This window comes from Pseudomonas sp. BF-RE-21, assembly GCF_019947305.1.
Taxonomy (GTDB): domain Bacteria; phylum Pseudomonadota; class Gammaproteobacteria; order Pseudomonadales; family Pseudomonadaceae; genus Aquipseudomonas; species Aquipseudomonas migulae.
In genome coordinates this window covers 39,643-66,381 of the sequence record NZ_JAGYGF010000031.1, presented here as the reverse complement: position 1 = coordinate 66,381, position 26,739 = coordinate 39,643, and the positions used below count along the sequence as shown (strand labels likewise).

23 protein-coding genes are annotated in these 26,739 nt (G+C 59.4%); 15 read left to right on the top strand and 8 right to left on the bottom strand.

The annotated features are described in order from the left end of the window. Positions 1–55 precede the first annotated feature (55 nt). Positions 56–685 carry a response regulator transcription factor gene (locus KGB25_RS19465; RefSeq protein WP_003210977.1) on the bottom strand — a complete coding sequence of 210 codons (630 nt, stop codon included), beginning with the start codon at positions 683–685 and terminating at the stop codon, positions 56–58. A 144-nt stretch (positions 686–829) separates the two neighbouring features. Beyond that, positions 830–3,226 (bottom strand): PAS domain S-box protein, encoded by a 2,397-nt coding sequence (locus KGB25_RS19460; protein WP_223436292.1) that lies wholly within the window; start codon positions 3,224–3,226, stop codon positions 830–832. A gap of 73 nt (positions 3,227–3,299) precedes the next feature. Between KGB25_RS19460 and KGB25_RS19455 the strand changes: the two genes are divergently transcribed. Further along, positions 3,300–4,292, top strand: coding sequence for an alpha/beta hydrolase family protein (locus KGB25_RS19455; RefSeq protein ID WP_192229284.1), 993 nt, complete (start codon positions 3,300–3,302; stop codon positions 4,290–4,292). A 103-nt stretch (positions 4,293–4,395) separates the two neighbouring features. Here the strand turns inward: KGB25_RS19455 and KGB25_RS19450 are convergent, their stop codons facing one another. The 3 genes from KGB25_RS19450 to KGB25_RS19440 are packed head-to-tail and all read right to left on the bottom strand — an operon-like array spanning position 4,396 to position 6,852. Further along, positions 4,396–5,163, bottom strand: coding sequence for a TerB family tellurite resistance protein (locus KGB25_RS19450; RefSeq protein ID WP_223436296.1), 768 nt, complete (start codon positions 5,161–5,163; stop codon positions 4,396–4,398). 1 nt (position 5,164) lies between these two features. Beyond that, positions 5,165–5,836: an N-acetylmuramate alpha-1-phosphate uridylyltransferase MurU gene (gene murU / locus KGB25_RS19445; protein ID WP_223415943.1), complete on the bottom strand. Its 672-nt coding sequence runs from the start codon at positions 5,834–5,836 to the stop codon at positions 5,165–5,167. Beyond that, a complete protein-coding gene (locus KGB25_RS19440; RefSeq protein WP_223436290.1) occupies positions 5,833–6,852 on the bottom strand; it encodes an aminoglycoside phosphotransferase family protein in 1,020 nt (339 codons plus the stop codon). Before KGB25_RS19440 ends, murU begins: the two co-directional genes overlap by 4 nt. Before the next feature lie 130 nt (positions 6,853–6,982). Here KGB25_RS19440 and KGB25_RS19435 point away from each other — a divergent pair, with 130 nt between their 5' ends. From KGB25_RS19435 to KGB25_RS19385, 11 genes are all read left to right on the top strand, one after another. Next, positions 6,983–9,781, top strand: coding sequence for an LPS-assembly protein LptD (locus KGB25_RS19435; RefSeq protein WP_223436289.1), 2,799 nt, complete (start codon positions 6,983–6,985; stop codon positions 9,779–9,781). Continuing rightward, positions 9,762–11,078, top strand: coding sequence for a peptidylprolyl isomerase SurA (surA, locus tag KGB25_RS19430; protein ID WP_223436287.1), 1,317 nt, complete (start codon positions 9,762–9,764; stop codon positions 11,076–11,078). The genes KGB25_RS19435 and surA overlap by 20 nt, the downstream gene beginning before the upstream one ends. Beyond that, complete coding sequence (gene pdxA / locus KGB25_RS19425) at positions 11,075–12,064, top strand: 4-hydroxythreonine-4-phosphate dehydrogenase PdxA (RefSeq protein WP_223436285.1); 990 nt, start codon at positions 11,075–11,077, stop codon at positions 12,062–12,064. Before surA ends, pdxA begins: the two co-directional genes overlap by 4 nt. Beyond that, on the top strand, positions 12,061–12,879 hold the full coding sequence (rsmA, locus tag KGB25_RS19420; protein WP_008027060.1) for a 16S rRNA (adenine(1518)-N(6)/adenine(1519)-N(6))-dimethyltransferase RsmA: 819 nt from the start codon (positions 12,061–12,063) through the stop codon (positions 12,877–12,879). Before pdxA ends, rsmA begins: the two co-directional genes overlap by 4 nt. A gap of 123 nt (positions 12,880–13,002) precedes the next feature. Further along, entirely contained in the window at positions 13,003–13,383 is a 381-nt protein-coding gene (gene apaG / locus KGB25_RS19415) for a Co2+/Mg2+ efflux protein ApaG (RefSeq protein ID WP_008027059.1), read from the top strand. Continuing rightward, a complete protein-coding gene (locus KGB25_RS19410) occupies positions 13,383–14,267 on the top strand; it encodes a symmetrical bis(5'-nucleosyl)-tetraphosphatase (protein WP_008027057.1) in 885 nt (294 codons plus the stop codon). The genes apaG and KGB25_RS19410 overlap by 1 nt, the downstream gene beginning before the upstream one ends. Positions 14,268–14,300: 33 nt before the next feature. Next, positions 14,301–14,630: a thiosulfate sulfurtransferase GlpE gene (gene glpE, locus KGB25_RS19405; RefSeq protein ID WP_008027054.1), complete on the top strand. Its 330-nt coding sequence runs from the start codon at positions 14,301–14,303 to the stop codon at positions 14,628–14,630. Positions 14,631–14,926: 296 nt separating this feature from the next. After that, complete coding sequence (locus KGB25_RS19400) at positions 14,927–16,849, top strand: PrkA family serine protein kinase (RefSeq protein WP_008027052.1); 1,923 nt, start codon at positions 14,927–14,929, stop codon at positions 16,847–16,849. 204 nt (positions 16,850–17,053) lie between these two features. Next, positions 17,054–18,325: a YeaH/YhbH family protein gene (locus tag KGB25_RS19395; protein WP_008035961.1), complete on the top strand. Its 1,272-nt coding sequence runs from the start codon at positions 17,054–17,056 to the stop codon at positions 18,323–18,325. Further along, positions 18,322–19,884 (top strand): SpoVR family protein, encoded by a 1,563-nt coding sequence (locus tag KGB25_RS19390; protein ID WP_008027050.1) that lies wholly within the window; start codon positions 18,322–18,324, stop codon positions 19,882–19,884. Before KGB25_RS19395 ends, KGB25_RS19390 begins: the two co-directional genes overlap by 4 nt. A gap of 63 nt (positions 19,885–19,947) precedes the next feature. Next, positions 19,948–21,177, top strand: coding sequence for a multifunctional CCA addition/repair protein (locus tag KGB25_RS19385; protein WP_223436283.1), 1,230 nt, complete (start codon positions 19,948–19,950; stop codon positions 21,175–21,177). A gap of 97 nt (positions 21,178–21,274) precedes the next feature. Here KGB25_RS19385 and folK read toward each other — a convergent pair whose 3' ends face one another. After that, the gene (folK, locus tag KGB25_RS19380) at positions 21,275–21,793 is read right to left on the bottom strand and encodes a 2-amino-4-hydroxy-6-hydroxymethyldihydropteridine diphosphokinase (protein WP_223436281.1); all 519 of its coding nucleotides are present in this window, start codon (positions 21,791–21,793) and stop codon (positions 21,275–21,277) included. Further along, positions 21,784–22,140: a dihydroneopterin aldolase gene (folB, locus tag KGB25_RS19375; RefSeq protein ID WP_008027044.1), complete on the bottom strand. Its 357-nt coding sequence runs from the start codon at positions 22,138–22,140 to the stop codon at positions 21,784–21,786. The genes folK and folB overlap by 10 nt, the downstream gene beginning before the upstream one ends. Positions 22,141–22,214: 74 nt before the next feature. Here folB and plsY point away from each other — a divergent pair, with 74 nt between their 5' ends. Next, entirely contained in the window at positions 22,215–22,784 is a 570-nt protein-coding gene (gene plsY / locus KGB25_RS19370; protein ID WP_008035949.1) for a glycerol-3-phosphate 1-O-acyltransferase PlsY, read from the top strand. Positions 22,785–22,807: 23 nt separating this feature from the next. Here the strand turns inward: plsY and tsaD are convergent, their stop codons facing one another. Beyond that, positions 22,808–23,833, bottom strand: a complete 1,026-nt coding sequence (gene tsaD / locus KGB25_RS19365; RefSeq protein WP_223436279.1) for a tRNA (adenosine(37)-N6)-threonylcarbamoyltransferase complex transferase subunit TsaD — start codon at positions 23,831–23,833, stop codon at positions 22,808–22,810. A 199-nt stretch (positions 23,834–24,032) separates the two neighbouring features. Between tsaD and rpsU the strand changes: the two genes are divergently transcribed. Then, on the top strand, positions 24,033–24,248 hold the full coding sequence (gene rpsU, locus KGB25_RS19360; protein ID WP_002551877.1) for a 30S ribosomal protein S21: 216 nt from the start codon (positions 24,033–24,035) through the stop codon (positions 24,246–24,248). 481 nt (positions 24,249–24,729) lie between these two features. Further along, positions 24,730–26,709 carry a DNA primase gene (gene dnaG, locus KGB25_RS19355; RefSeq protein WP_223436277.1) on the top strand — a complete coding sequence of 660 codons (1,980 nt, stop codon included), beginning with the start codon at positions 24,730–24,732 and terminating at the stop codon, positions 26,707–26,709. The last annotated feature ends 30 nt before the right edge of the window (positions 26,710–26,739 follow it).

Here is a 26,739-nt window from a genome sequence, read left to right as displayed (position 1 = left end):
TCATTGAGATCGCCATCGCCAGCAAGCCGGCTCCTACAGGGGGGATTCGGTGTTTTCAGAGCAGTTTGTGTTCCATGGCGTACTTCACCAGTTCAGCCAGGGATGTGATGTTGAGTTTCTGCATCAGCCGCGCCTTGTGGGTGCTGATGGTTTTGCTGCTCAGGGCCAGTTGCTGGGCGATGTCGTTGACGTTGGCGCCCTGGGCCAGGCGTTCGAACACCGAGAATTCGCGCTCCGAGAGCAACGAATGCAGCGGCCGCGAATCGGTCAGGCCGACTTCGAAAACCATGCGGTCGGCCAGGTCCGGGTCGATGTATCGACCGCCCGCCGCGACCTTGCGGATCGCCGTCAGCAGCAGCGCCGGATCACTGTCCTTGGTTGCATAACCCGCCGCGCCGACCTTCAACGCCCGGGCAGCCATTTGCGCTTCGTCGTGCATCGACAACACCAGGATCGCCGGTGGATTGTTCAGTGCGCGAATCCGCGGAATCGCTTCCAGGCCATTGACGCCCGGCATCGAGATGTCCAGCAACACCACTTCGCAAGGCACATGACGCAAGGTTTCGAGCAACTGCTCGCCATTGCTCGCCTCGCCCACCACCAGCAAGTCCTTGGCCAGGCCGATCAGTTGTTTAATGCCTTCGCGAACGATGGTGTGGTCTTCGGCTACCAGTACACGGATCACGGTCTTTCTCCAGATTCAAGATCATTCGCGAGCAAGCCCGCTCCCACATTGGATTTGTGTAAATGAGCAAATCGCTGGCACACAGGGATCAAATGTGGGAGCGGGCTTGCTCGCGAAGGCGTAAGTACCATCAACACAAACTCTTCAGGCCTCATCCAAAGGTACGCGCACACTCAACGTCGTACCCTCCCCCGGCTCACTTTCAAGCGACAGTTCCCCGCCCATGATCAACACCCGCTCGCGCATGCCCACAACCCCGAAGGATGTTGGCCGGCCAGTAGCGGCGACAAATCCTACGCCATCATCGCTGACAGTCAGGCACAACTCGTCGCCCTCAAGCGTCAATGTCAGTTCAACAGTATGCGCCTGGGCATGCCGCATGACATTGGTCAGCGCTTCCTGAAGGATCCGGAACAAGCCGATCGCCTTGGCATCGCTGAGCACCGGCAAGTTCTCCGGTACTTGCACCAGACACGGAATCTGCGTGCGTGCCTCGAAACGCCGGGCCTGCCATTCGATGGCCGAAGCAATACCGGCATCGAGAATTGGCGGCCGCAACGCCGTGGCCACATCGCGCACCAGTTGGAACAGCTGAGCGATCAAGCGCTTCATGCTGTTCAAACGTTCATTCAGACCTGGGTCGAGCTGGGCGTAGGCCAGTTCGCACATGGACGTTTCCAGTTTCAGCACGGTCAACATCTGACCCAACTCGTCGTGAACTTCCCGGGCGATGCGCGCCTTTTCCTCTTCTCGCACGCTCTCCAGGTGTGCGGACAATTCACGCAATTGCTCACGGGAGCTGGCCAGTTCCAGCTCGATGCGCTTGCTCTCGCTGATGTCCCAGACGATGCCGTCCCAGACATAGGTGCCGTCATCGAGGCGACGCGTGATGGCCTTGATCTCGGCCCAACGCTGATCGCCCTGGCGCGTGAGAATCCGCCCTTGCCACGACCAGTCACTGTCAGTGTCCAGCGCATGATCCTGCGTCTGGTGGTAACTGGCCTTGTCGTCCGGATGCACCAGGCTGCGCAGGCCTTTGTCGCGGTGGGCCAGGGTCGCCGGCGAGTAACCGACCAGGCTCTCGCTGCCCTCACTGATGTAGGCAAAGTCGATCTGCCCTGTCACCGGAGCCCGCTCCAGGCGAAAGACCAATCCCGGTACGTTGGCAGCGATCCCTTGCAGACGCGCCTCGCTTTCCTGCAACGCGGCCAGCGCACGACGACGCTCGGTAACGTCGTTGAGGTAGACCACCAGATATTCACCATCGCGAAAACGCAGGAAGCTCAACGACACATCCGTCGGCAGAATGCTGCCATCGGCTCGCAGGCAATTGGTTTCAAAGCTGAGTGGCCCTTCTTCACTGGCGCGGGCGCGTTTCCACAGGTTCAGCCAGCGGTCCATGTGCAGACCCGGTTCAAAGTCGATCAACGGCCTATCGATGATGCCACCCGACGGATAGCCGAGCATGGTTTCCGCGGCGCGGTTGGCGTAGCGCACATGGCTGTCCCAGTTGACCCAGAGAATGCCGACGGTGCTTTGGTCGATAGAAAACTGGGTGAGGCGCAGCGCTTCTTCGCTGGCGGCACGCAAGGCAATGTCTTCCCGAGCCACCAACAACCGTTGCTCAAGACTGTGTTGCTGCCGACGCTGCCAGACCACGATCGCCATGCAGCTCAGCATCAACACCGCCAACAGCAGGCAGAGGTTCTGCCAGAAACCCGGCGACTCGGTCAGTCGCGGGTATTTGGCTTGCAGCCATTGGTTGTGCAGTTGCTCCAGGTCCTTGGCGGGGATCGCCCGCAGCGCGCTTTCGATGATGCCGGCGAGTTCCGGCCAGTCCCGCCGTGTAGCCACGCGCAGCAGTTGCGGCAGGCCAATATCACCGACCACCACCAACCCGGCAAACTCCGGTTCGACGGACAAACGCCCGAATTGCGCTTCGTCGACCACGGCATAACTGGCCTGCTGACTCAACAACAGTTGCAGTGCCTGACGCTCGATCGGCACGCCCTGGAGGTTCAGGTGCGGGTAATTGCTGCGCAGGTAATCGGCGGTGGCGCTGGGCATGCGTACGGCGACGCGGGTCTGGCTGTCGAGTTTTTCCAGCTCGACCACGCCGGCGCCCTTCTGGTCGCTGACCACCAGTTGCGGCACCCGCATGTATGGATCGGAAAACTGCCACAGGCGCAGGCCGCTGGGGGTTTGCGCCAACCCTGGGGCGATGTCGATTTCACCTTCGCGTGCGGCGGCTTCCAGTTGCGCAAGGTCGGGATAGTTACGCCAGCTCAGCTCGACCTTGAGCGCTTTTGCCAGCCATTTCATCAGCTCGACGTTAACCCCGGACAACCGCTGCAAGCGGCGATCGTATTGCGCATAGGGCACTTGCAACACCAGTCCGACGCGTAATTCATTATGTTGCGCGAGCCATTGCTGTTGGCTCGCAGACAACTGCGCGATGTGCTCCGGTGGCGCAGGCGCCGCCCAGCCCATCAAGGGAAACCACAAACAGCCGATAACCCACAGACAGCAAAAACGCATCATTGAAATCTCACACACTGACAAATACTGACCAACCCATTAGGCTGCCGGAACCACTTCTGGCCTGGAATATCCGATGCCCCCTGTCTACCGCCTGGCACTGCCAGCATTGTGCCTGTCGCTGATCCTGCCTTGCGCCTTTTCCGTCGAGGCCGCAGACCCGGCACCGGCCGCCGCGGAAAAACCCGCAGAAGAAAAACCGGTTGAACGTCAGCCGCTGCTTGAGCGTAGTCAGGAAGAAGCGGCAGCACTTGAGCGAAAAATCCCCGCTCAGGAACAGCAACAACTCCAGGCCGGCAGCGACACGTTTCTGGCCTTGTGGAAACCGGCCAATACCGCTGACCCCAAGGGTGCGGTGATTATCATCCCGGGCGCGGGCGAAACCGTTGACTGGCCGCAGGCAATCGGCCCGTTGCGGCGCCAATTGCCGGACGCCGAGTGGAGCAGCCTGAGTATCACCTTGCCAGACGTGCAAAGCGATGCCATTGCGCCACGTATTGTTGAAGTAACGCCATCGCCCAAAGCACCTGATGCCGGCAGCAAGGACTCGACCACGGCGGCGCCCATCGAGCAGGCGGCGGGCGGTGAAGCGGAGGTGGCCGACAAGGCCATTGCTGAAACCAGCGATGAACAGGTCAAAGCTGACGCCGAACGAATTTTTGCACGCATCGATGCGGCTGTTGCCTACGCCGAACAGCAGAGCGCTCGCAGCATCGTGGTGCTGGGGCATGGCACCGGCGCTTACTGGGCCGCGCGTTATCTGAGCGAGAGGCAGCCCTCGCAAGTCGAGAAGTTCGCGATGGTCGCTGCGCAGACGCCCGTGGCAGCGAAACCTGGCCTGGCTGAACTGACGCCGACACTAAAACTGCCCACCGCCGACATCTTCTACAAGGACAAGCCGCTGGACCGCAATGCGGCTCTGGAACGCTTGCAGGCCAGCAAGCGCTTGAAGGGTTCGGCGTTCAGTCAGGTATCGCTCAAGGCGTTGCCGGGTGACTCGAAAGCAGAGCAGGAGCAGTTGGTTCGCCGGGTGCGGGGATGGTTGAATCCTCAGGCTGCGGCAGATTGATAGACCGAGGCGCGCCCTTCGCGGGCAAGCCTCGCTCCTACAGGACTTCATCGTACCTGTAGGAGCGAGGCTTGCCCGCGAAGGCGTCATCACTGACGACGCATCACTTGAAATCCCGCCGCTGACGAATCAACGTATAGGCGTTATGCAATTCGCGCGTCTTGTCCGTTGCCTCGCGCACCTGCAACGCCGTCGCACCGCTGCCGGCAATTTTGTCCGGATGATGACGACTCAGCAGGCGCCGATAGGCGCGTTTGATCTGCGCCGGCTCGGTGGTGGCGGACACACCCAACAGCGACAACGCTTCCTTATAAGTGATGGCAGTGCCGGCCGACGATTGCTTGTGCGGCTCATAGTCAGACGCCAGTGCCTGCACCTGATACGACGTCCAGCCCAGCCATTTACCCCATTGACGAATCAGTTCGCGCTCGGCGTGCCCGGCACGACCATCGGCCCAGACCATTCGCCAACAGGCGCGCAATACGCCTTCCGCCGCATGGGGTTGCTCACTCAAACGTCGCAGATAACCGCGCAACCGGTCACGGCCCGACTTGCCGCGGTTGAACGCGGCAATCGCCCGACGCTTGGCCGACTCGGACATGTCCAGTGCCTGCATTTCCAGGCGCGCCTGCTGGATATGTCCGTCTACCACTCGCCCATCACATTTGGCCAGCCGCCCCAGCAATACGAACAGCAGCTCATCGTTGCGCAGCACCGGCCTGCCACCGAGCTTTTCACGCAAATGCCCCCACGAATGCAATTGCAGGTGCCGATCCAGCGCCTGCCCCAATAAAGCGCCGAGCAAGGCCCCCGGAATGCTGGCAATGGCAAAGCCCGCTCCGGCTCCAATCAGAGTCCCTGGCCACAGCATCTCAGCGACTCGCTTCAATCAGAGTTTCAACTTCCGCCAGACGCTCGTGAGTTCCGACATCCACCCACCGTCCGCTCAGCCGTTCACCCGAGACTTGCCCATCGGCCATGGCCGTGCGCAGCAGCGGTGCAAGCTTGAACGCCCCGGCGGTGTGCCCGTCGAACAGCTGCGGATGCAACACTGCAATGCCGCTGTAAGTCAGGGTCGGCGAATCTGCCTGGCCGTCGTGCACTTGCCCGTCGACCAGCGTGAAATCGCCTGCCGGGTGGTGGCTCGGGTTATCCGCCAACACCAGATGCGCCAGGCCGCTGATGGGTTGATGCAAGACGCTGAAGTCATAGTCGGTCCAGATATCACCGTTGACCACCACAAACGCCTCATCACCCAACAATGGCAATGCACGGAAAATCCCGCCACCGGTCTCCAGCGGTTCACCTTCGGGCGAGTACTGGATACTCACGCCATAACGCGAGCCATCGCCCAGATAGTCTTCGATCTGCTGTCCCAGCCAGGCATGGTTGATCACGATTTCGGTAAACCCGGCAGCGGCCAGCGCGCGCAGGTGATACTCGATCAGCGGCACCCCGCCAGCGCGGACCAGCGGTTTTGGCGTGGTCAGGGTCAGCGGGCGCATGCGCTCGCCTTTACCCGCAGCCAGAATCATTGCCTTCATGCATTCACTCCAGCACGCAGACTCAGCAGCAACACATCCAGTTCCGCCAGTTCAGGACGGCGGGCGATCACTGCTTCTATATAAGCAAAGAAGCGCGGCACGTCGGCGAGGTAACGCGGCTTGCCATCGCGATGGCAGATGCGGGCGAAGATACCAATGACTTTCAGGTGACGCTGCACGCCCATCAGGTCGCTGGCGCGCAAGAAGTCTTCGAAGTCTGGCTGGACGGGAATGCCGAGGGCGCCTGCCTGCTGCCAGTAATCTTGCAGCCAACCGTGCACTCGCTCCTCGGGCCAGCTCAGGAACGCGTCCTTGAACAGGCAGGTCACGTCATAGGTCACCGGGCCATAGACCGCATCCTGGAAATCCAGCACGCCGGGATTCGGCTCGCTGAGCATCAGGTTGCGCGGCATGTAGTCGCGATGCACCAGGACTTTCGGTTGCGCCAGGGCGCTGTCGATCAGCAGCTGCGACACGTTCTGCCAGAGCATTTGCTGCGCAGCGTCGAACTCGATGCCCAACTCACGCTTCACAAACCACTCGGGGAACAATTCCAGCTCGCGACGCAACAGCGCCACGTCATAACTCGGCAGCGGAGCAACCATCGGCAACTGCTGAAAAGCCAACAGAGCCTGCAAGGCATCCTTGAACAAATCGTCGGCATTTTCGCTGTCGATAACGTCCAGATAGGTCTTGTTGCCCAGGTCATTGAGCAAAAGAAAACCGCGCTCGAGGTCTTCGGCATAAATTTTCGGCACATTTATTCCGGATTTCGCCAGCAAAAAAGCGATATCCACGAAGGGTTTGCAGTTTTCCTGGGGCGGCGGCGCGTCCATTACGACGAAACTTTTGCCGCCGCCTTCCCAGCGGAAATAGCGCCGAAAACTCGCATCACTGCTGGCCGCGGTCAACGTGGCCGGGGGTACGGCGCCCCAACTCTGCTCTGCAAAGAGGGTCGCCAACTGCTCATCGAGCCAAACTTTCAGGTGTTGCAAACGTACATCTTGGTCAGGCATTGCAAGGGTCTCCGACGGCGCTAGCCGTCAAGCGGGTCATGCTTTATTATCCAGCATCTTTTTCAGACCATCGAGAGGCGTGCGGCCCACACCGCGGGCAGATGGCACGCAGGAAGCCCGGACTAATAAGATGGCATTGAAATCCCCCGCGTTTCGTAAAAAATTTCCGTTGTTGGTCACTGGCAGTCTGCTGGCCCTGCAACCTCTAGCCACTTCGTTCGTGGTCGCCGCGGAACAGTATGACTGCTCAGTCTCTGCTTCGGGTGCCTGGAACTGTGCGCCCAAGACGTCGGCGGCTGCATTGCCACCGCGTCCCATCCATGAGGGCAGCGCAGTCTCCGCAACCGGTGAAGCACCTACCGAGAGCGGCGCCAGTGAAGACACCGGCACCAAGCCTGTGCTGGTCACCGAATCCAAAGGCCGTGCCCTCAAGTCCCGTAGCGCAGACTACAGTCACCTCGACTGGGTTCCGCGCGAGAATCTCACTGCAGCGCAATTGGCCGAAACCGGTCCTTACTGCTCTGGTTCCTATATCGAACCAATTCGTCCTGGCATGAATGACAAGACGAATAAAAGTGACGCCCCGACGTTTGTCGGTGCCAAGGCTTCTCGCTACAAGCAGGATGAACAGATCGCTACCCTGGCCGGTGACGTGGTCCTGCGTCAGGGCAGCATGCAGGCCGAAGCCGACGAAGCGAACCTCTACCAGGCCGAGAGCCGTGGCGAGCTGGACGGCAACGTGCGCATTCGCGACAACGGCGCGCTGATCGTCGGCGACCACGCCGAAGTGCAGCTCGACACCGGCGAAGCCAAGGTCGACAACGCTGAATACGTGATGCACAAATCCCGTATCCGCGGTAACGCGCTGTACGCCAAGCGTGCCGAAAACGCGATCATCCGCCTCAAGGATGGTACGTACACCACGTGCGAACCGAACAGCAACGCCTGGCAGCTCAAGGGCAACAACATCACCTTGAACCCGGCGACCGGTTTCGGTACCGCGACCAACGTGACGCTGCGGGTCAAGGACATTCCGGTTCTGTACACGCCGTACATCTACTTCCCGATCGATGATCGTCGTCAGTCCGGCTTCCTGCCGCCAACCATTGGCAGCGGCAGCGACACTGGCTTCCTGTTGGTCACCCCGTACTACTTCAACCTGGCGCCGAACTACGATGCCACGTTGTACCCGCGCTACATGAGCAAGCGCGGCCTGTTGATGGAAGGCGAGTTCCGTTACCTGACCAAGTCCACCGAAGGTCAGTTCGGCGCCGCGTACCTCAACGACGAGGACGACGATCGCAAGCTTCAAACGGATTACGAAAAAACCCGCTACATGTACAACTGGCAGCACAAGGGCGGTCTCGACTCGCGGGTATTCACGCAGGTCGACTACACCAAGATCAGCGATCCGTATTACTTCCAGGATCTGCAGACCGACCAGCTTGGCGTGAAGTCGTCCGATTACGTGAACCAGCAGGGCTCTGTCAGCTATCGTGGCGACAGCTACGTTGCACGCCTCAATGCCCAGGCCTATCAGCTGGCGACCGTATCGAACATCACACCGTACGACCGCTTGCCACAGCTCACCTTCAACGGTCAGTTGCCAACGCACCCGAACGGTTTGAATTTCGACTACGAAACAGAAATCGTGCGATTCGAGCGCGACCTGCAAACGGGCTCGTTCTCCGATGAAGACGGCAACCTGTCGCCTCGTCTGGACACCAACGTAGCGGGCCTGGCTCGTGCCAACGGTAATCGTCTGAACCTCAAGCCAGGCGTGAGCCTGCCGCTGGACTGGACGTATGGCTTCGTCAAGCCATCGCTCAAATATCAATACACCCAGTACGACCTGGATCTCGATGGCACCGGTAAAAACGATCTCCTGACGAACCGCAATAACGCTTCGGCGCTTGGCGAGTCCTTCAGCAGCTCGCAAAACCGCGGCGTCCCGATCGCCAGCGTCGACAGCGGCCTGTATTTCGATCGCAACACCACCTGGTTCGGCAAGAACTATCGCCAGACCCTGGAACCGCGCCTGTTCTACCTGTATGTCCCTGAAGAAGACCAGAAGGACATTCCGGTTTTCGACACCGGCGAGTACACCTTCAACTATGCGTCGCTATTCCGCGACAACCGCTTCTCGGGCTCCGACCGCGTCGGCGACGAGAACAAACTGTCGCTGGGCGTGACCAGCCGCTGGATCGAAGAAAACGGCTTTGAACGTCAACGCATCAGCGTCGGCCAGGCCTTGTACTTCAAGGATCGCGAAGTCCAGTTGCCGGGTATCGACGCAAAAACCCGCGAAGATGCGCAGGCCAACGTTTCTCCGTATGCGCTGGAATACGAATACCGCTGGAACCGCGATTGGCGCACGACTGCCGATTACAACTGGGATCCGGACAGCCACAGCCCTCGCTCGGGCAGTGCGATGTTCCACTACCAGCCTGAAGACAACCCGAACAAGGTCATCAACGCCGGCTATCGCTATCGCAATGACCAGGTCCGTTACGACCAGAACACCGGTCAATGGTCGGTGGGTGGTGGTGACTATGGCACGCCGGGAACCCCGGGTTACGTGAAGGACTACTACAAGATCCAGCAGCACGACTTCTCGGTGATCTGGCCGATCGTGCCGCAATGGAACGCCATCAGCCGCTGGCAGTATGACTACAACCAGAACCGTACTCTGGAAGCCTTTGGTGGTTTCGAGTACGACAACTGCTGCTGGAAACTGCGCCTGATCAACCGTTACTGGGTTTCCTATGACGAATTCAGTCAGGAAGCTCCGCAAAACGAAAAAGGCGACCATGGCATCTTCCTCCAAATCGTTCTGAAAGGTCTCGGCGGCGTTGTTGGCCAAAAAGTAGAGAGCTTCCTCGACAAAGGCATCCAAGGTTATCGTGAACGTGAAGACCAAGCTTTCTGATTGTCTGCGCCCGCTGATGCTGGGCGCGCTGTTCCTGGGTACTGCGGCGAATGCCGCGGTACAGTCCATCGATAAAGTGGTGGCCATTGTCGACAACGATGTGGTCATGCAGAGCCAGCTGGACCAACGTGTTCATGAAGTTCAGCAAACCATCGCCAAACGCGGTTCTGCTGCGCCGCCGGCCAGCGTGCTGGATCAGCAGGTGCTTGAGCGCCTGATCGTCGAAAACCTGCAACTGCAGATCGGCGAACGCTCCGGCATTCGCATCACCGATGAAGAGCTGAATCAGGCGGTCGGCACCATTGCCCAGCGCAATAACATGTCGATCGATCAATTCCGCGCGGCCCTGACTCGTGATGGCCTGTCTTATGAAGACGCTCGCGAGCAGATTCGTCGTGAAATGATCATCAGCCGCGTGCGTCAACGCCGTGTGGCTGAGCGCATTCAAGTGTCCGAGCAGGAAGTGAAGAACTTCCTCGCTTCCGACCTTGGCAAAATGCAGCTGTCCGAAGAGTTCCGCCTGGCCAACATCCTGATTCCTACACCGGAAAGTGCTAACTCCGATGCGATTCAGAGTGCTGCCAAACAGGCCGACGCGGTTTACCAGCAGCTCAAGCAAGGCGCTGACTTCGCTCAGTTGGCAATCGCCAAATCCGCCAGCGAAACCGCACTGGAAGGCGGCGACATGGGCTGGCGTAAAGCCGCTCAATTGCCACCTCCGTTCGATCGCATGCTGAGCACCATGTCGGTCGGCGATGTCACCCAGCCGATGCGCACGCCGGGTGGCTTCATCATCCTGAAGATCCTCGACAAGCGTGGCGGCGAGACCCAGACCCGTGACGAAGTACACGTGCGTCATATCCTGGTCAAACCTAGCCCGATCCGCGACGAAGCAAAAACCAAGGCCCTGGCCCAATCGCTCTACACCCGTATCGAAGCGGGCGAAGATTTCGGCGAACTGGCGAAAAGCTTCTCGGAAGACCCGGGTTCCGCCCTCAACGGCGGCGACCTGAACTGGATCGACCCGAATGCATTGGTGCCCGAGTTCCGCGAAGTGATGGCCAATACCCCGCAAGGTCAGCTGTCCAAGCCGTTCCAGACCCAATATGGCTGGCACGTCCTGGAAGTCCTTGGCCGCCGCGCCACTGACAGCACCACCCAGGCCCGTGAGCAGCAAGCAATGACCGTACTGCGTAACCGCAAATACGACGAAGAGCTGCAAACCTGGCTGCGTCAGATCCGTGACGAAGCGTACGTAGAGATCAAACTCCCTGGTGCAGACCAGGCAGCGCAGTGAAACCCCAACGTTTCGCGCTGACACCCGGCGAACCGACCGGCATAGGTCCTGACCTGTGCCTGCTGGTTGCCTCGCAAGCCCAGCCACATCCCCTGATTGCCATTACCAGCCGCGACCTGCTCCTTGAGCGGGCCGCGCAGCTGGGCGTGGTCGTTGATTTGCTGCCGGTGACCCCGGACAGCTGGCCGGATGTCCCCGCGCCAGCCAACAGCCTGTATGTCTGGGATACGCCGCTCAATGCGCCGGTGACTGCCGGTCAACTCGACAAAGCCAATGCTGCTTTCGTTCTGGAAACCCTGACCCGCGCTGGTCAGGGCTGCCTGGACGGGCACTTCGCCGGCATGATCACCGCCCCTGTGCACAAGGGCGTGATCAACGAATCGGGTATCGCCTTTTCCGGGCATACAGAATTTCTCGCCGACCTGACGCAGACCGCGCAAGTGGTGATGATGCTTGCGACCCGCGGATTGCGCGTGGCGCTGGTCACCACTCACCTGCCCCTTCGCGAGATTGCCGATGCAATCACACCGGAGCGTCTGGAGCGGGTCACGCGGATTCTGCATGCCGACCTGCAACAAAAATTCGGCATCGCCCAGCCGCGTATCCTGGTGTGCGGGCTCAATCCCCATGCCGGCGAAGGCGGACACCTGGGCCATGAAGAAATCGACATCATCGAACCTACATTAGAGCGCCTGCGTGGCGAAGGCATGGACCTTCGCGGCCCCCTGCCCGCCGACACTCTGTTTACCCCCAAATATCTGGAGCACTGCGACGCGGTGCTGGCGATGTACCACGACCAGGGCTTGCCTGTGCTGAAATACAAAGGCTTCGGCGCAGCAGTCAACGTGACCCTCGGCTTGCCGATCATCCGCACGTCGGTCGACCACGGCACTGCCCTGGACCTGGCCGGCAGCGGCAAAATCGACACCGGCAGCCTGCAAGTCGCCCTGGAAACCGCCTACCAGATGGCCGAGACCCGTTTATGACCGAGCATTACCAACACAAGGCGCGCAAACGCTTTGGCCAGAACTTCCTGCATGATGCCGGCGTTATCGACCGCATCCTGCGCTCCATCCATGCCAAGCCCGAAGACCGCCTGCTGGAAATCGGTCCGGGCCAGGGCGCGCTGACCCAAGGCCTGCTGAACAGCGGTGCCCAGCTGGACGTAGTAGAGCTGGATAAAGACCTGATCCCGATCCTCAACCAGCAGTTCGCCGGCAAGAGCAATTTCAACCTGCACCAGGGCGATGCGCTGAAGTTCGACTTCAACAGCCTGAACGCCGCGCCGAACAGCCTGCGCGTGGTGGGCAACCTGCCGTACAACATCTCCACGCCGCTGATTTTCCACCTGCTGCACAACGCAGGCATCATTCGCGACATGCACTTCATGCTGCAGAAAGAAGTGGTCGAGCGTCTGGCGGCAGGCCCTGGCGGCGGTGACTGGGGTCGTCTGTCGATCATGGTTCAGTACCATTGTCGTGTAGAGCACCTGTTCAACGTTGGCCCCGGCGCATTCAACCCGCCGCCGAAAGTCGATTCTGCCATCGTGCGCCTGGTGCCTCACGCCGTACTGCCGCACCCGGCCAAGGATCACCGTTTGCTGGAGCGCGTCGTGCGCGAAGCCTTCAACCAGCGCCGCAAGACCCTGCGCAACACCCTCAAGTTGCTGCTGAGCAACGACGAAATCACCGCCGCCGGTGTCGACGGCAGCCTGCGCCCAGAGCAGCTCGATCTGGCCGCCTTCGTACGCTTGGCCGACAAACTCAGCGAACAAGTCCTACAGAAACCCGCCGCCGACTGACAGGCAACAAGCGTTATCGGGTAGGACACCAGCCCTCATGTCTGGTTTACTACCCGATACTTGGCCTAGACTGAATTCCATCAGCTACGCCCCGCGTCCCGCTTCGTTTTTAAGGCCTCTTGAATGTCCGATCCTCGTTATCAGGTCGACGTCAGCGTCGTCACCCGCTATCTGGCAGAACAATCGCAACCCGAGCAAAACCGCTTTGCCTTCGCTTACACCATCACCGTGCACAACAATGGCGAATTACCGGCCAAGCTGTTGTCGCGGCACTGGGTGATCACCGATGGTGACGGGCATGTCGAGGAGGTTCGCGGTGCCGGCGTGGTTGGCCAACAGCCGTTGATCAAGGCAGGCGAGAGCCATACCTATAGCAGTGGCACGGTGATGACGACCAAGGTCGGCAACATGCAAGGCAGCTATCAAATGATTGCCGAAGACGGCAAACACTTCGACGCCATCATCGCTCCATTCCGTCTGGCGGTGCCCGGAGCCCTGCACTGATGGCAACGTATGCCGTTGGCGACCTGCAAGGTTGCCTCGAACCGTTGAAATGCCTGCTCAAGCAAGTCGCCTTCGACCCTGCCCGGGACAAACTGTGGCTGGTGGGCGATCTGGTCAACCGTGGCCCGCAGTCGCTGGAAACCTTGCGCTTCCTCTATAGCATTCGCGAATCACTGGTGTGCGTGCTCGGCAACCACGATCTTCATCTGCTGGCCGCCGGGCATAACATCGAACGCCTGAAGAAAGCCGACACCCTGCGCGAGATTCTCGAAGCACCGGATCGTGTGGAACTGCTGGAATGGGTGCGCCAGCAAAAGCTCATGCATTACGACGAGCAGCGCAACATCGCGCTGGTCCACGCCGGCATCCCCCCGCAATGGTCGCTGCGCAAAGCCCTGAAGTGCGCCGCCGAAGTCGAAGAAGCCCTGCGCGACGACAATCGCTTCGCGCCTTACCTCGACGGCATGTACGGCAACGAACCGCTGAAATGGGACAGCGATCTCAAAGGCGTAACCCGCCTGCGTGTGATCACCAACTATTTCACCCGCATGCGTTTCTGCACCAGCGAAGGCAAACTCGACCTCAAGGGCAAGGAAGGCGTCGACACCGCGCCGCCAGGTTATGCGCCGTGGTTCACTTACAAGGAGCGCAAGACCAGGGACGTGAAGATCATCTTCGGCCACTGGGCAGCGCTCGAAGGCCAGTGCAACGAGCCGGGCATCTTCGCCCTCGACACCGGTTGCGTCTGGGGCGGTTCGATGACCTTGATGAACGTCGACACCCTTGAGCGACTGCAGTGCAAATGCGACGAGCATGGCCACACCTTCCTGCCGTCAGTCGCCTCCCCCATTTCCGAACAAACGCCAGCCAGCGCCCGGCGCTAGACTGCGCATTCAGCCGAGCCACAGGAGCCCGCCATGAGCGAATTCAAACGTATCCCCCCAGAACAGGCCCAGGCCCTGCGCGAACAAGGCGCAGTGGTGGTCGATGTTCGAGACCCGGCAACATTTGCCGCGCTGCACATCAGCGGCTCGAAGCATCTGGACAACCATTCCCTGCATGCTTTCATTCAGGGCGCGGACCTGGACGCACCGACGGTGGTGGTCTGCTATCACGGCAATTCCAGCCAGGGCGCAGCGGCCTACCTGATCAGCCAGGGCTTCTCCGATGTCTACAGCATGGATGGCGGTTTTGAGCTGTGGCGTACGACTTATCCTTCGGAAACTGCGCAAGGCACTTCCGAATAATTTTTTTGTAACGTGCAAGCCCCGGCTGCCGCGGGCTCGCGCGGTGGCAGACGAACGGTCTGCCACAACTAATTACGTATCTCGCCTTTACCTCCCGAATAAGCAACTATCCTTAAGCGCAGGCCATCCAAAACAGGGGAGAGCCGGTACACCGGCGCGCGGGTCATCGGGAGTAGCTTTCGGGGCGGTACGCTTTGAAAGGGTTCTGGGGGGTAAACAGCGACTGCATATCCGGTCGCTGCCAGCATCGACTGACTGATCCGGCGTCGGCTCCACGTATCGAGCGAGGTGACGTCATGAGTATCTTTAGCCACTTCCAACAACGCTTCGAGTCCACACGCCAGGAAGAACTCTCACTGCAAGAGTACCTGGAGCTGTGCAAAAAGGACCGCAGCGCCTACGTTTCCGCCGCCGAGCGTCTGTTGCTGGCCATCGGAGAACCGGAGCTGCTCGACACCTCGACCAACTCGAGGCTTTCGCGAATCTTTTCCAACAAGGTGATCCGCCGCTATCCGGCCTTTGAAGACTTCCACGGGATGGAAGAATGCATCGACCAGATCGTCTCGTATTTCCGCCATGCCGCTCAGGGCCTGGAAGAGAAAAAACAAATCCTCTATCTGCTCGGCCCCGTCGGCGGCGGTAAATCGTCCCTGGCCGAGAAGCTGAAACAGCTTATCGAGAAGGTGCCTTTCTACGCGATCAAAGGCTCGCCGGTTTTCGAATCTCCTTTGGGTCTGTTCAACGCCACCGAAGATGGCGCGATCCTCGAAGAAGACTTCGGCATTCCGCGGCGCTATCTCAACACCATCATGTCGCCATGGGCCACCAAACGTCTGGCCGAGTTCGGCGGCGACATCAGCCAGTTCCGCGTGGTGAAGCTCTATCCGTCGATCCTCAACCAGATCGCCGTAGCCAAAACCGAGCCGGGAGACGAAAACAACCAGGACATCTCGGCACTGGTGGGCAAGGTCGATATCCGCAAACTGGAAGAATTCCCGCAAAACGACGCCGACGCCTACAGCTATTCGGGCGCACTGTGCCGGGCCAACCAGGGCCTGATGGAATTCGTCGAAATGTTCAAGGCACCGATCAAGGTGCTGCACCCATTGCTGACCGCCACCCAGGAAGGCAACTACAACAGCACCGAAGGTCTGGGGGCGATTCCGTTTACCGGGATCCTGCTGGCTCACTCCAACGAATCGGAATGGCACACCTTCCGCAACAACAAGAACAACGAAGCCTTCATCGACCGGATCTACATCGTCAAAGTGCCGTACTGCCTGCGGGTCAGCGACGAAGTGAAGATCTACGACAAGCTCTTGTTCAACAGCTCCCTGGCCAAGGCGCACTGCGCACCGGACACGCTGAAGATGCTCGCCCAGTTCACCGTGCTCTCGCGCCTCAAGGAGCCGGAAAACTCGAACATCTACTCCAAGATGCGGGTCTACGACGGTGAAAACCTCAAGGACACCGATCCAAAGGCCAAGTCGATCCAGGAATACCGCGACAATGCCGGTGTCGACGAAGGCATGAACGGCCTGTCGACCCGTTTCGCGTTCAAGATTCTGTCGAAGGTCTTCAACTTCGATCCGCACGAAATCGCCGCCAACCCGGTGCATTTGCTCTACGTGCTGGAACAACAGATCGAACAGGAACAATTCCAGGCTGAAACCCGCGAACGCTACCTGCGCTTCCTCAAGGAGTACCTGGCGCCGCGTTACATCGAGTTCATCGGCAAGGAAATCCAGACCGCCTACCTCGAGTCGTACAGCGAGTACGGCCAGAATATCTTCGATCGTTACGTGCTGTACGCCGACTTCTGGATCCAGGACCAGGAATACCGCGACCCGGAAACAGGCGAGATCCTCAATCGCGTGGCGCTGAACGAAGAACTGGAGAAAATCGAAAAACCGGCCGGCATCAGCAATCCGAAGGATTTCCGCAACGAAATCGTCAACTTCGTGCTGCGCGCCCGTGCCAACAACAACGGCAAGAACCCGACCTGGCTCAGCTACGAAAAACTGCGGGTGGTCATCGAGAAGAAAATGTTCTCCAACACCGAGGACCTCCTGCCCGTCATCAGCTTCAACGCCAAGGCGAGCAAAGAGGACCAGCAGAAACACAACGACTTCGTCACACGGATGGTCGAGCGGGGCTACACCGACAAACAGGTACGACTGCTGTCCGAGTGGTACCTGCGGGTCAGAAAATCACAATAACCCGCTGCCGGTCAGACCGGTTGTCGTCAGCCAGAGGCCTGTGTACGCATTTTCTGTTACACAGGCCTCTGGAAGGTGTTCGAAAGTCGGTAGCGAGTTCAGGCAGCATCCAAAGCGCTTGGGGGAGCGTTGAATATCCCTTGGCCTTCGGTCCGATGCTGCATCACCGCTCGCCCCTTTCAGGACAGCTTCTAAGGAGCAGTCATGAGCTATGTGATCGACCGACGTCTCAATGGCAAGAACAAGAGCACGGTGAACCGTCAGCGGTTTCTGCGGCGTTACCGTGATCACATCAAAAAGGCTGTCGAAGAGGCGGTCAGCCGGCGCTCCATCACCGACATGGAACACGGCGAACAGATCAGCATTCCCGGCCGCGACATCGACGAGCCGGTGCTTCACCACGGTCGCGGGGGCAAACAGACCGTCGTGCACCCCGGCAACAAAGAGTTCACCAGTGGCGAGCACATCGCCCGTCCGCCCGGAGGTGGCGGCGGCAGAGGGCCCGGCAAGGCTGGCAACTCGGGCGAAGGCATGGACGAGTTCGTCTTCCAGATCACCCAGGAAGAGTTCCTCGAGTTCATGTTCGAGGACCTGGAACTGCCCAATCTGGTCAAGCGCAACCTGACCGGCACCGATACCTTCAAAACCGTTCGTGCAGGCATCAGCAACGAAGGCAACCCGTCGCGGATCAACATCATCCGCACCTTGCGCTCGGCCCACGCCCGACGAATCGCCCTGTCCGGCAGCAGCCGGGCGAAACTGCGCGAAGCCAAAGAGGAATTGCTGCGACTCAGGCAGGAAGAACCGGACAACTTCGGCGATATTCAGGAAATCGAGGCGGAAATAGAAAAACTCAGTGCGCGCATTCATCGCATACCGTTCCTCGACACCTTCGACCTCAAGTACAACCTGCTGGTCAAGCAACCCAACCCCAGTTCGAAGGCGGTGATGTTCTGCCTGATGGACGTGTCCGGCTCCATGACCCAGGCGACCAAGGACATCGCCAAGCGTTTCTTTATCCTGCTGTACCTGTTCCTCAAGCGTAACTACGACAAGATTGACGTGGTTTTCATCCGCCACCACACCAGTGCCCGGGAAGTGGATGAGGAAGAATTCTTCTATTCCCGCGAAACCGGCGGCACCATCGTTTCCAGCGCGTTGAAACTGATGCAGGAGATCATGGCCGAACGCTATCCGAGCAACGAGTGGAATATCTACGCCGCCCAGGCTTCCGACGGCGATAACTGGAATGACGACTCGCCGATCTGCCGCGACATTCTGATCAACCAGATCATGCCGTTCGTGCAGTACTACACTTACGTTGAGATCACCCCGCGCGAACATCAGGCCCTGTGGTTCGAGTACGAGCGCATCGCCGAAGCCTTTTCAGACACTTTTGCCCAGCAACAACTGGTCTCGGCCGGGGATATCTATCCGGTCTTCCGTGAACTCTTCCAGCGCAGGTTAGTGACATGACCGCCAAAGAGCAGAAGCGCCAACCCATTTCCACCGGCTCCGAATGGACGTTCGAGCTGATCCAGGCCTACGACCGCGAAATCAGTCGTATCGCGGCTCGCTATGCGCTCGACACCTACCCTAACCAGATCGAAGTGATCACGGCCGAGCAGATGATGGATGCGTATGCCTCCGTCGGTATGCCGCTGGGTTATCACCATTGGTCGTACGGCAAACACTTCCTCAGCACCGAAAAATCCTACACTCGCGGGCAGATGGGGCTGGCGTACGAAATCGTGATCAACTCGGACCCCTGCATCGCCTACCTGATGGAAGAAAACACCATCTGCATGCAGGCGCTGGTGGTGGCTCACGCCTGCTACGGGCACAACAGCTTCTTCAAAGGCAACTACCTGTTTCGCACCTGGACCGACGCCAGCTCGATCATCGATTACCTGGTGTTCGCCAAGCAGTACATCATGCAGTGCGAAGAGCGCCACGGCATCGACGCGGTCGAGGACCTGCTGGACTCCTGCCATGCGCTGATGAACTACGGGGTTGACCGCTACAAACGCCCTTACCCGATTTCCGCCGAGGAAGAACGTCGTCGGCAAAAGGACCGGGAGGAGCATTTGCAGAAACAGATCAACGATCTGTGGCGCACCATCCCGAAAGGCGCGGACAAGTACAGCGACCGGGACAACGCACGCTTCCCCGCCGAACCGCAGGAAAACATCCTGTACTTCATCGAAAAACACGCGCCGCTGCTGGAGCCCTGGCAGCGGGAGATCGTGCGGATCGTGCGTAAGATCGCCCAGTATTTTTACCCGCAACGCCAGACTCAGGTGATGAACGAAGGCTGGGCCACGTTCTGGCATTACACCCTGATGAACGACCTGTACGACGAAGGGCTGGTCACCGACGGCTTCATGATGGAGTTCCTGACGTCCCACACCAGCGTGGTCTTCCAGCCGGGCTTCGACAGCCCGTACTACAACGGAATAAACCCCTACACCCTGGGCTTTGCCATGTACCGTGATATCCGGCGCATGTGTGAAACCCCCACCGAGGAAGATTACCGCTGGTTCCCGGAAATCGCCGGCACCGACTGGCTATCGACCATCAAGTTCGCCATGAGCAGCTTCAAGGATGAAAGCTTCATCCTGCAGTACCTGTCGCCGAAGGTGATCCGCGACCTGAAATTGTTCAGCATTCTCGATGATGATCAGAAGGACGACCTGCTGGTACCGGCCATCCACGACGAAGATGGCTACCGCACCATTCGGGAAACCCTGGCCGCACAGTACAACCTGGGCAATCGCGAACCCAATATCCAGATCTACAGCATCGACCGCCGCGGAGACCGCTCCCTGACCCTGCGTCACCAGCAACACGACCGCAAACCGCTGGGCGAGTCCACCGAGGAAGTGCTTAAACACTTGCACCGCCTCTGGGGCTTCGACATTCACCTGGAAACCCTGCAAGGGGATCAGGTGATGAAAACCCACCACGTACCGCCCAGAAGCGAGCACAGCGAAGGCGAATACGGCCGGCTGGACCTGGCCGTCATTCATCTTTGATCCTGTTCGTGCCTCCGCAAGCTCGACGCAACGGTTATTCTGTCGGGCTAACGGAGGTTTTTTATGCGGATTTATAAAGTCGGCGGTGCGGTACGCGATCGCCTGCTGGGCAAACCTGTCACCGATATCGACTGGGTCGTGGTCGGCGCCACCACCGAAGAAATGCTCGCCAAGGGCTATCGCCCGGTGGGCGCGGACTTCCCGGTGTTTCTTCATCCAAAAAGTGGTGAGGAATATGCCCTCGCCCGGACTGAACGCAAAAGCGGACGCGGTTACGGCGGCTTTACCTTTCACGCCAGCCCTGAAGTCACCCTCGAAGAAGACCTGATTCGTCGCGACCTGACGATCAACGCCATGGCTGAAGACGATAAACAGAATTTGACCGACCCGTACCATGGCCAACGCGATCTCGAAGCTCGCGTTCTGCGTCACGTTTCCCCCGCATTCGCCGAAGATCCGCTCCGTGTTCTGCGCGTTGCGCGCTTTGCCGCTCGTTATGCGGAGTTGGGCTTCACCGTCGCACCGGAAACGCTGGAGCTGATGCGCCAACTCAGCGAGTCGGGCGAACTGGAGGCATTGACCGCCGAACGTAGCTGGAAAGAAATTTCCCGCGCACTGCTGGAAGATCAACCGCAGGTATTTATCGAAGTGCTGCGCGAGTGCGGCGCTCTCAAGGTGCTGATGCCAGAAGTCGATGCCCTGTTCGGCGTACCGCAACCGGAAGCTCATCACCCGGAAATCGACACGGGCGTACACACCTTGAGCGTGCTTGAGCAATCAGCGTTGCACAAACAACCACTGACTGTGCGCTGGGCTTGCCTGCTGCATGACCTGGGCAAAGGACTGACGCCGAAAGAAGACTGGCCGCGGCACATCGCCCACGAACACACCGGCCTGAAGCTGATCAAAGCGGTCAATGAACGCTTCAAGGCACCGAAGGACTGCCAGGAACTGGCTTTGCTGGTGGGGCAATATCACACCCATGGCCATCGCGCCCTGGAGCTAAAGCCCTCGACGCTGCTGGAGCTGCTTCAGAGTTTTGACGTCTATCGTCGCCCGCAGCGGTTTGAGGAGTTTATTGCGGCGTGTGAAATGGACGCGCGCGGGCGCAAAGGGCTGGAGCAGAGAAGTTATCCACAGGCGGATTATTTGCGCGGGGCGGCGAATGCAGCCCGCAGCGTGGCGGTACAACCGTTGCTGGAGAAGGGATTCAAGGGGCCGGAGTTGGGAGAGGCGATCAAGCGTGAGCGGCTTAAAGCGCTGAAGATTTACAAAGAGACGGCGCCTTCCTGAAAAGCTTCGCGGGCAAGTCGGATCGCCGCACCGCTCGCTCCTACACGTATGCGTTGCCCTGTAGGAGCGAGGCTTGCCCGCGAAGGCGTCATTCAGGTCACAGCAAATTCTGGGGAGTCAACGGCTTCCCACGCCATTCAAACGCCACCGGCGCCAACACCTGATCAATCTGCGCTTCGCCCCACAACGTCGCAAAGCTTTTGCCTACACCCGGATGCACACGATCCGGCGCAATGAGCGACAACGGCCACAACACGAAGGCATTTTTCAGGATCTCTGCACGCGGCAGAATCAATCCGTCGAAGTTACCCACCAGATCACCGAACAACAACACGTCGATATCCAGCGGCAAACCCTTGCGGTCCGGTGCATAGCGGCCATTGTCCGCCTCGATGAATTTCAGTCGGCGGTCCAGTTCTATCAGCGGCAAATCGGTGTAAGCCGAGACCACGAAATTGAAGAACGGCCCGCTCTTGATCCCCACCGGCTGGCTTTCAAACACAGCCGAGCATCTTATATCCACCAGAAAACCCGCCAGGGCTTCCAGGCCAGCCTGCAAATGGGTTTCGCGCTCGATATTGCTACCGAGCCCGAGGTACACCTGAGTCAGCGACATCCGCGCTCGATCTCCACGCCCACACCACCGGTAGCCGCCGGGACGGCACCTGGCTTGGTCAGTTTGAGACGCATCCAGGTAATGTTGAACTCGCTCATCAGCACTTCAACCAGACGTTCGGCAAAGGTCTCGACCAACTGGAACTGCGCTTGCTCGGCAAAGGCCTGGATGCGCGACGAAACGCTCGCGTAATCGAGCGCCAGGGTCAAGTCATCACCCGCCGCGGCCGGGCGATTGTCCCAGGCGAAGCTCAGATCAAGACGCAAGCACTGTCGGATGCCTCGCTCCCAGTCGTAGGCACCGATCACGGTGTCGACTTCCAGGCCCTCGATAAACACTCTGTCCAAGCACTTTTCTCCGCTGCACGACAAGGGCGCAATGCGCCGTTAGAATCAGGGCGTCCTCGCCCGGAATAGTTAGCATGTTTTGGTTACTGGCGACTCTCGCCTACCTGCTCGGCTCTCTGTCCTTCGCCATTTTGCTCAGCCGCCTGACCGGTAGCCCCGATCCGCGAATGAGTGGCTCGGGCAATGCCGGTGCCACCAACATGTTGCGTCTGGCCGGCAAGAAACTCGCCATCCTGACCTTGATCGGCGACCTCTGCAAAGGGCTGTTGCCGGTGCTGATCGCCGGTGTTGCGGGTCTTTCGCTGCAAGAACAGGCCTGGATCGGCGTTTGTGCCGTCATCGGTCACCTGTTCCCGCTGTATTTTCGCTTTCGCGGTGGCAAAGGTGTCGCCACTGCTGCCGGCATGTTACTGGGGCTTTACCCGCCAGCAGCCCTGCTGGCGGTCTGTGCCTGGCTGCTGACGTTCTACCTGACCCGCACCAGCTCACTCGCCGCGCTGATCGCCACACCGCTGACCCTGCCGCTGCTGGCCTGGCAGGAACCGGCGGCCTTGCTGCCCATGAGCGCGCTCACGGGCATGATCGTCTGGCGTCATCGGGGCAATCTACGCGACCTGTTTGCCGGGCGCGAACGGCATTTTTAAATACCGGACGTGAGCGCCGTTCATCACAGCCCTGACAATTGCTCCATCGGCCAGCGAGCCTGCACGCTGATCGCCAGACTTTCGTGTTGACCGGCCTGCAAGCGCTGGCAGCCGGCAAACGCAATCATTGCGCCATTGTCGGTGCAGAACTCCGGACGGGCGTAAAACACGTCGCCCTTCATGTCGCCGAGCATTTTTTCCAGTGAAGAGCGCAGCGCCTTGTTGGCACTGACGCCCCCTGCGATGACCAGACGCTTCATGCCCGCCTGTTTCAGGGCGCGCTTGCACTTGATGGTCAAAGTCTCCACCACGGCCTGCTGGAACGCCAGCGCGATGTCGCGACGGGCTTGCTCGCTGTCGTCCCCGGCGCTGACGCTCTGCTGCCAGGTGTTGAGGGCGAAGGTTTTCAGGCCACTGAAGCTGAAAGCCAGGCCCGGACGGTCGCACATCGGACGCGGAAAAGTGAAACGTCCTGCAACGCCTTGCTCCGCCAGACGAGCGATTTCCGGACCGCCCGGATAATTCAGCCCCATCATCTTCGCGGTCTTGTCGAAGGCTTCACCGGCAGCATCGTCGAGGGTTTCGCCCAAGAGCGTGTATTGACCGATCCCGTCGACCTGAACCAGCTGCGTATGACCGCCCGACACCAACAAAGCGACGAACGGGAATTCCGGCGGTTGCGACTCCAGCATCGGCGCCAGCAAATGGCCTTCCATGTGGTGCACGCCGAGCGCCGGAATGCCCCAGGCAAAGGCCAGCGCCTGAGCGCAGGAAGCACCGACCAGCAGCGCCCCGACCAGCCCCGGACCCGCGGTATAGGCGATCGCGTCGATCTCGGTGGGCACGCAGCCCGCCTCGGCCAACACCTGACGAATCAAGGGCAGCATGCGTTTGACGTGGTCACGCGAAGCCAGCTCCGGCACCACGCCACCATAGGCGCGATGCAGGTCGATCTGGCTGAACAGCGCGTCGGCCAGCAAGCCGCGTTCACTGTCATATAATGCGACACCGGTTTCGTCGCAGGAGGTTTCTAATCCCAGTACTAGCATGGGTTTGCGCCTTGTTTAGGCTGAATTCGAAGGCGCGCATAATAGTCGCCATGTGATGCCCCGACTAGCGGTTTTCGATCAGAGGCTTTGCATTCCGAGCGATGAGGGGTTAACATCCGCAACCCTTAAAAACCGACGTCTTCAAGTGCTCTTTTGCCGCGAGGATGTTGACCCCGGTAATGAATGAAGGTAGCTCTGGATGCCAGCCGTCAAAGTAAAAGAGAACGAACCCTTCGACGTAGCTCTGCGTCGTTTCAAGCGCTCCTGCGAAAAAGCCGGTGTACTGGCTGAAGTTCGTAGCCGCGAATTTTACGAGAAGCCAACTTCTGAGCGTAAGCGCAAAGCAGCAGCCGCTGTTAAGCGTCACGCCAAGAAAGTTCAGCGCGAACAGCGCCGCGCCGTTCGTCTGTACTAATACACAGACGTTCGTAGCAAGCTTCTGCCAAGCCCGGCCCTCAGCCGGGCTAATGGCATTTGCGGACAACGCTTGATGCTTCACCGTCAAAGCCGCAGACGCGACCGAGACAAACCTGCTTCACAGCGTCAGACCTGGCTCTTTTGCCAGCGGTGCACGTCTTTTCTGACGAGCCTTCCAAGGCTACTGACGAGCACACCCACTGATTCCTCTCACGACGATCAGCCCAAGGCACCTTCTTGCGTGCCCGCTTATGAGCTATCCGAGGCCATCGACTGGCCGCAGCGGATTCAGCGAAACACTTTCAAATAGTCGAATACTGATTGGTATTAACGTCAGTGGATTTTCGGCAGATACACTTCCCGACAGCGATTACGCAGACGACACTGGTCGAGCCGCACACTTTGCGCGCCTCAAGCAATGACCCGCGTTCGCCGGCCCTTCGTTTTGGGTCCATTTCAGCGCAGATGACGAGACCGCCATGGCCGGGCTAATTCCCCAGAGCTTCATTGACGACCTTCTGAACCGCACCGACATCGTCGATGTGGTCAGCTCGCGCCTGCAACTGAAAAAGGCCGGCAAGAACTACACTGCCTGCTGCCCGTTCCACAAAGAAAAAACCCCGTCTTTCAGCGTCAGCCCCGACAAGCAGTTCTATTACTGCTTCGGCTGCGGTGCTGGCGGTAACGCCCTCGGCTTCATGATGGACCACGACAACCTGGACTTCATCCAGGCTGTCGAAGAACTGGCCAAAGCCGCCGGCATGGAAATCCCCCGCGAAGAAAGCGGCCGGCCGCACAAACCGCGGCAGCCGACCGATTCGCCGCTTTACCCGCTGCTCACTGCCGCCGCCGATTTCTATCGCCAGGCACTGAAAAGCCATCCGTCGCGCAAAGCCGCGGTGGATTACTTGAAGGGTCGCGGGTTGACGGGCGAGATCGCCCGGGACTTCGGCCTCGGTTTCGCTCCGCCCGGCTGGGACAATCTGTTCAAGCACCTGAGCAGCGACACGCTGCAACAGAAAGCCATGGTCGATGCCGGCCTGCTGATCGAAAACGCCGAAACCGGCAAGCGCTACGACCGCTTCCGCGATCGCGTGATGTTTCCGATCCGAGACAGCCGCGGCCGCATCATTGCTTTTGGTGGACGGGTGCTGGGCGATGACAAACCGAAATACCTGAACTCACCGGAAACCCCGGTATTCCATAAGGGCCAGGAACTCTACGGCCTTTATGAAGCACGCAAAAACAACCGTAACCTCGACGAAATCATCGTCGTCGAAGGCTACATGGACGTCATCGCCCTCGCCCAGCAAGGCCTGCGCAATGCCGTCGCCACACTCGGCACCGCCACCAGCGAAGAGCACTTGAAGCGTCTGTTTCGCGTCGTGCCCAACGTTTTGTTCTGCTTCGACGGCGACCAGGCTGGCCGTAACGCCGCATGGCGAGCACTGGAAGCCACCCTGCCCTGCCTGCAAGACGGGCGACGGGCGCGCTTCCTGTTTCTGCCCGAGGGCGAAGACCCGGATACGCTGGTCCGCTCCGAAGGCACCGATGCGTTCCGCGCGCGGATCAACCAGCACGCGCAGCCATTGGCAGACTACTTTTTCCAGCAACTGACCGAGGAATCGGACCCGCGCTCGCTCGAAGGCAAGGCCCACATGGCCACCCTCGCGGCGCCGCTGATCGACAAGGTTCCGGGCGCGAACCTGCGGATCCTCATGCGGAAGCGCCTGTCCGAAATCACCGGGCTCAGCGGCGAAGCGGTGACCCAGCTGGTGCAAAGCGCACCTCAGGACGCGCCGCCCGCTTATGATCCGGGCATCGATTACGACGCGATGCCGGATTACAGCGATTACCATCAGCCGCAGGCACAAGAGATGTACGTGCCGCAGCAGGAATGGACGCCGAAGAAACCCGGCGCCGGCGGCAAGAAATGGGACAAGAAACCGTGGGACAAAAATGGCAAGCGTGGCGGTGATCGCGATCAACAAAGCGCCCCGCGCACACCGATTGCCGTGGAAGCCCCGACCCTGATTGCGCTTCGCACGCTCATTCATCATCCGGAACTGGCTGGCAGGGTAGAAACCGCCGATCACTTCGCCAATGAGAGCAACACCTACGCGCAATTGCTGGTAGCCCTTATCGAGGCCGTGCAAAAAAATCCTAAGCTAAACTCAATTCAGTTAATGGCCCGCTGGCATGGGACGGAGCAGGGACGCCTTCTCAAAGCATTGGCGGAAAAGGAATGGCTGATTGAAGGCGGCAACCTTGAACAACAGTTTTTAGACACCATTACTAGGCTATCAGCCGGTCAACACACCGATAGCCTGGAAGCACTTATCAGAAAAGCAAGACAGCCGGGATTGACCGCAGAGGAAGCAAATCAGATCGCAAATCAGATGCGCGACCTATTAAAACGCAATATGACTGTACCAAACCCGACCTCAACTGGCGCGTGAGGTCATAGCTCAGGTATAATCCTCGGCTTG

Coding starts and splice junctions, on each gene's coding strand:
- KGB25_RS19385 (WP_223436283.1), top strand. CDS start 19,948: ATGCGGATTTATAAAGTCGGCGGTGCGGTACGCGATCGCCTGCTGGGC.
- rpsU (WP_002551877.1), top strand. CDS start 24,033: ATGCCAGCCGTCAAAGTAAAAGAGAACGAACCCTTCGACGTAGCTCTG.
- KGB25_RS19410 (WP_008027057.1), top strand. CDS start 13,383: ATGGCAACGTATGCCGTTGGCGACCTGCAAGGTTGCCTCGAACCGTTG.
- murU (WP_223415943.1), bottom strand. CDS start 5,836: ATGAAGGCAATGATTCTGGCTGCGGGTAAAGGCGAGCGCATGCGCCCG.
- KGB25_RS19400 (WP_008027052.1), top strand. CDS start 14,927: ATGAGTATCTTTAGCCACTTCCAACAACGCTTCGAGTCCACACGCCAG.
- KGB25_RS19435 (WP_223436289.1), top strand. CDS start 6,983: ATGGCATTGAAATCCCCCGCGTTTCGTAAAAAATTTCCGTTGTTGGTC.
- glpE (WP_008027054.1), top strand. CDS start 14,301: ATGAGCGAATTCAAACGTATCCCCCCAGAACAGGCCCAGGCCCTGCGC.
- tsaD (WP_223436279.1), bottom strand. CDS start 23,833: ATGCTAGTACTGGGATTAGAAACCTCCTGCGACGAAACCGGTGTCGCA.
- dnaG (WP_223436277.1), top strand. CDS start 24,730: ATGGCCGGGCTAATTCCCCAGAGCTTCATTGACGACCTTCTGAACCGC.
- KGB25_RS19455 (WP_192229284.1), top strand. CDS start 3,300: ATGCCCCCTGTCTACCGCCTGGCACTGCCAGCATTGTGCCTGTCGCTG.
- KGB25_RS19440 (WP_223436290.1), bottom strand. CDS start 6,852: ATGCCTGACCAAGATGTACGTTTGCAACACCTGAAAGTTTGGCTCGAT.
- KGB25_RS19395 (WP_008035961.1), top strand. CDS start 17,054: ATGAGCTATGTGATCGACCGACGTCTCAATGGCAAGAACAAGAGCACG.
- apaG (WP_008027059.1), top strand. CDS start 13,003: ATGTCCGATCCTCGTTATCAGGTCGACGTCAGCGTCGTCACCCGCTAT.
- rsmA (WP_008027060.1), top strand. CDS start 12,061: ATGACCGAGCATTACCAACACAAGGCGCGCAAACGCTTTGGCCAGAAC.
- KGB25_RS19450 (WP_223436296.1), bottom strand. CDS start 5,163: ATGCTGTGGCCAGGGACTCTGATTGGAGCCGGAGCGGGCTTTGCCATT.
- KGB25_RS19460 (WP_223436292.1), bottom strand. CDS start 3,226: ATGATGCGTTTTTGCTGTCTGTGGGTTATCGGCTGTTTGTGGTTTCCC.
- folK (WP_223436281.1), bottom strand. CDS start 21,793: ATGTCGCTGACTCAGGTGTACCTCGGGCTCGGTAGCAATATCGAGCGC.
- plsY (WP_008035949.1), top strand. CDS start 22,215: ATGTTTTGGTTACTGGCGACTCTCGCCTACCTGCTCGGCTCTCTGTCC.
- KGB25_RS19390 (WP_008027050.1), top strand. CDS start 18,322: ATGACCGCCAAAGAGCAGAAGCGCCAACCCATTTCCACCGGCTCCGAA.